This is a genomic window from Pseudomonas sp. HMSC067G02, from assembly GCF_001813485.1.
Classification (GTDB): Bacteria; Pseudomonadota; Gammaproteobacteria; order Pseudomonadales; family Pseudomonadaceae; genus Pseudomonas; species Pseudomonas aeruginosa.
Map to the genome: position 1 here is coordinate 1 of NZ_KV812623.1, position 3,003 is coordinate 3,003.

Genomic DNA, 3,003 nt, shown 5'->3' on the forward strand with positions numbered 1-3,003 from the left:
TCTCCCACTACACCGACTGGACCATCGGCCACGTACACGCCGGCGCCCTCGGCTGGGTCGCGATGGTTTCCATCGGCTCGCTCTACCACCTGATCCCGAAGGTCTTCGGCCGCGAGAAGATGTACAGCCTGGGCCTGATCAACGCGCACTTCTGGCTGGCCACCATCGGCACCGTGCTGTACATCGCCTCGATGTGGGTCAACGGCATCACCCAGGGCCTGATGTGGCGCGCGGTCAACGAGGACGGCACCCTGACCTACTCCTTCGTCGAAGCGCTGGCCGCCGGCCACCCCGGCTTCATCGTGCGCATGCTCGGCGGTTTCATCTTCCTGCTCGGCATGTTCCTGATGGCCTACAACACCTGGCGCACCGTCAGTGCCGCCAAGCCGGCCGAATACGAAGCCGCCGCACAGATCGCCTGAGGAGCCGAGCATGAAACACGAAATACTCGAGAAGAACGTCGGCCTACTGGCGCTATGCATGGCCGTGGCCGTGAGCATCGGCGGCCTGACCCAGATCGTGCCGCTGTTCTTCCAGGACGTGACCAACACCCCGGTCGAAGGCATGAAGCCCTATACCGCGCTGCAACTGGAAGGCCGCGACATCTATATCCGCGAAGGCTGCGTCGGCTGCCACTCGCAGATGATCCGTCCGTTCCGCGCCGAAACCGAACGCTACGGCCACTACTCGGTGGCCGGCGAGAGCGTCTGGGACCACCCGTTCCTGTGGGGTTCCAAGCGTACCGGTCCGGACCTGGCCCGCGTCGGTAGCCGCTACTCCGACGACTGGCACCGCGCGCACCTGTTCAACCCGCGCAACGTGGTGCCCGAGTCGAAGATGCCGGCCTACCCGTGGCTGGTGGAGAACAAGCTCGACGGCAAGGACATCGAGAAGAAGCTCGAAGTGATGCGCACCCTCGGCGTGCCCTATACCGACGAAGACATCAAAGGCGCCAAGGACTCGCTGAAAGGCAAGACCGAAATGGATGCCGTGGTCGCCTACCTGCAGGTGCTCGGCACCTCGATCAAGAACAAACGGTGACGGCAATGGATATCGGGACGCTGCGAGGACTCGGCACGCTGCTGATCATGGTCGCCTTCATCGGTCTGGTGATCTGGGCCTACAGCGGCAAACGCAAGAAGAGCTTTGACGAAGCGACGATGCTGCCCTTCGCAGACGATCCCGAAGCCAAAAAGCACGTCGAGCAAGCTTCTAGGAGTAACAAAGAATGACCACCTTCTGGAGTCTGTACATCACAGCTCTTACCGTCGGTACCTTGATCGCCCTGCTCTGGCTGGTCTTCGCCACCCGCAAGGGCGAGGCCAAGGGTACTACCGAAAAGACCATGGGCCACTCCTACGACGGCATCGAGGAGTATGACAACCCGCTGCCGAAGTGGTGGTTCATGCTGTACATCGGCACCATCGTCTTCTCCGTCGGCTACCTGGTCCTGTACCCGGGCCTGGGTAACTGGAAAGGCGTGCTGCCGGGCTACGAGGGCGGCTGGACCCAGGACAAGCAGTGGGAACGCGAGATGAACATCGCCCAGGAGAAGTATGGGCCGATCTTCGCCAAGTACGCCGCCATGCCTATCGAGGAAGTGGCCAAGGACGAGCACGCCATGAAGATGGGCAGCCGCATGTTCGCCACCTACTGCTCGATCTGCCACGGTTCCGACGCCAAGGGCGCCCTCGGCTTCCCCAACCTGGCCGACAACGAGTGGCGCTGGGGCGGTGACCCGCAGAGCATCGAGACCACCATCCTCGGCGGTCGCCACGCGATCATGGCGGCCTGGGGCGACATCCTCGGCGAAGACGGGGTGAAGAACGTCGCCGCCTACGTCCGCACCGAACTCGCCGGGCTGAAGCTGCCGGAAGGCACCAAGGCCGACGTCGAGGCCGGCAAGCAGATCTTCTCGGTCAACTGCGTCGCCTGCCACGGTCCGGAAGGCAAGGGTACCGCCCTGGTCGGCGCGCCGAACCTGACCAACCCCGGCGCGTTCATCTACGGCTCCAGCTACGCCCAGCTCCAACAAACCATCCGCCATGGCCGCCAGGGCCAGATGCCGGCCCAGGAGCCCTACCTGGGCAAGGAAAAGGTGCACATCCTGGCCGCCTACATCTACAACCTGTCGCACAACCAGGGCAGCAACTGACCCCTCCCCCCACCCGCGCCCTCCCGGGCGCGGGTCCTCCCCCCGGTCTCAGACCTTAGTCCCAGGCGGCGCGACGAAGTGTCGCACCAGCGGACGCCTTTCCTACCCATCCTTTTCAATCGCGTCTAAGCTGCTCTGCATTCGTCCCTCTCCGGCAGAGCGACGGGACACCTAACTTCACCGGCCGAACCCACTCGTCCGGATAGCGCCAGAAAGCCATACGGCCGCCTTGGAAAGCGCTCTGAAGCAGGCATCAAACTGGCGTCGCCCCTGGCCTGGCGCGTTGCAATGCCCACCCGCTTTCTCCATACTTGCCGCCGATTTTTTGTCCCTAAAAAAGTCCATTAACCGTGGAACCCCTAGCATGAGCACAGCAATCAGTCAGACTGCTTATAACTATAAGGTGGTCCGCCAGTTCGCCGTTATGACGGTGGTCTGGGGGGTCATTGGAATGGGTCTCGGTGTCCTGATCGCCGCCCAACTGGTATGGCCCGAATTGAACTTCGACCTGCCGTGGACGAGCTTCGGCCGCCTTCGCCCCCTGCACACCAACGCGGTGATCTTCGCCTTCGGTGGGTGCGCCCTCTTCGCCACCTCGTACTACGTGGTGCAACGTACCTCGCAAGCCCGACTGATTTCAGACACGCTGGCGGCCTTCACCTTCTGGGGTTGGCAGGCCGTGATCGTGGGCGCCGTGCTGACCCTGCCGCAGGGTTTCACCACCTCCAAGGAATACGCCGAACTGGAATGGCCGCTGGCCATCCTCCTGGCGATCGTCTGGATCACCTACGCGATCGTGTTCTTCGGCACCATCGTCAAGCGCAAGGTCAAGCACATCTATGTGGGCA

At 62.8% G+C, this 3,003-nt stretch carries 5 protein-coding genes; all 5 read left to right on the forward strand.

From position 1 onward, the window contains the following. Positions 1–422, forward strand: a 422-nt coding sequence (locus tag HMPREF2914_RS01770; RefSeq protein ID WP_045108188.1) for a cbb3-type cytochrome c oxidase subunit I, incomplete at its 5' end; no start/stop codon positions are given. A 10-nt stretch (positions 423–432) separates the two neighbouring features. Then, the gene (gene ccoO, locus HMPREF2914_RS01775) at positions 433–1,041 is read left to right on the forward strand and encodes a cytochrome-c oxidase, cbb3-type subunit II (protein WP_003087318.1); all 609 of its coding nucleotides are present in this window, start codon (positions 433–435) and stop codon (positions 1,039–1,041) included. Positions 1,042–1,046: 5 nt separating this feature from the next. Next, entirely contained in the window at positions 1,047–1,232 is a 186-nt protein-coding gene (locus HMPREF2914_RS01780) for a CcoQ/FixQ family Cbb3-type cytochrome c oxidase assembly chaperone (protein ID WP_003087314.1), read from the forward strand. Beyond that, complete coding sequence (gene ccoP / locus HMPREF2914_RS01785; RefSeq protein ID WP_003087308.1) at positions 1,229–2,155, forward strand: cytochrome-c oxidase, cbb3-type subunit III; 927 nt, start codon at positions 1,229–1,231, stop codon at positions 2,153–2,155. The genes HMPREF2914_RS01780 and ccoP overlap by 4 nt, the downstream gene beginning before the upstream one ends. Positions 2,156–2,519: 364 nt before the next feature. Continuing rightward, a partial coding sequence (locus HMPREF2914_RS01790; protein ID WP_045108189.1) for a cbb3-type cytochrome c oxidase subunit I occupies positions 2,520–3,003 on the forward strand: 484 nt, incomplete at its 3' end.

Coding starts and splice junctions, on each gene's coding strand:
- ccoO (WP_003087318.1), top strand. CDS start 433: ATGAAACACGAAATACTCGAGAAGAACGTCGGCCTACTGGCGCTATGC.
- HMPREF2914_RS01780 (WP_003087314.1), top strand. CDS start 1,047: ATGGATATCGGGACGCTGCGAGGACTCGGCACGCTGCTGATCATGGTC.
- ccoP (WP_003087308.1), top strand. CDS start 1,229: ATGACCACCTTCTGGAGTCTGTACATCACAGCTCTTACCGTCGGTACC.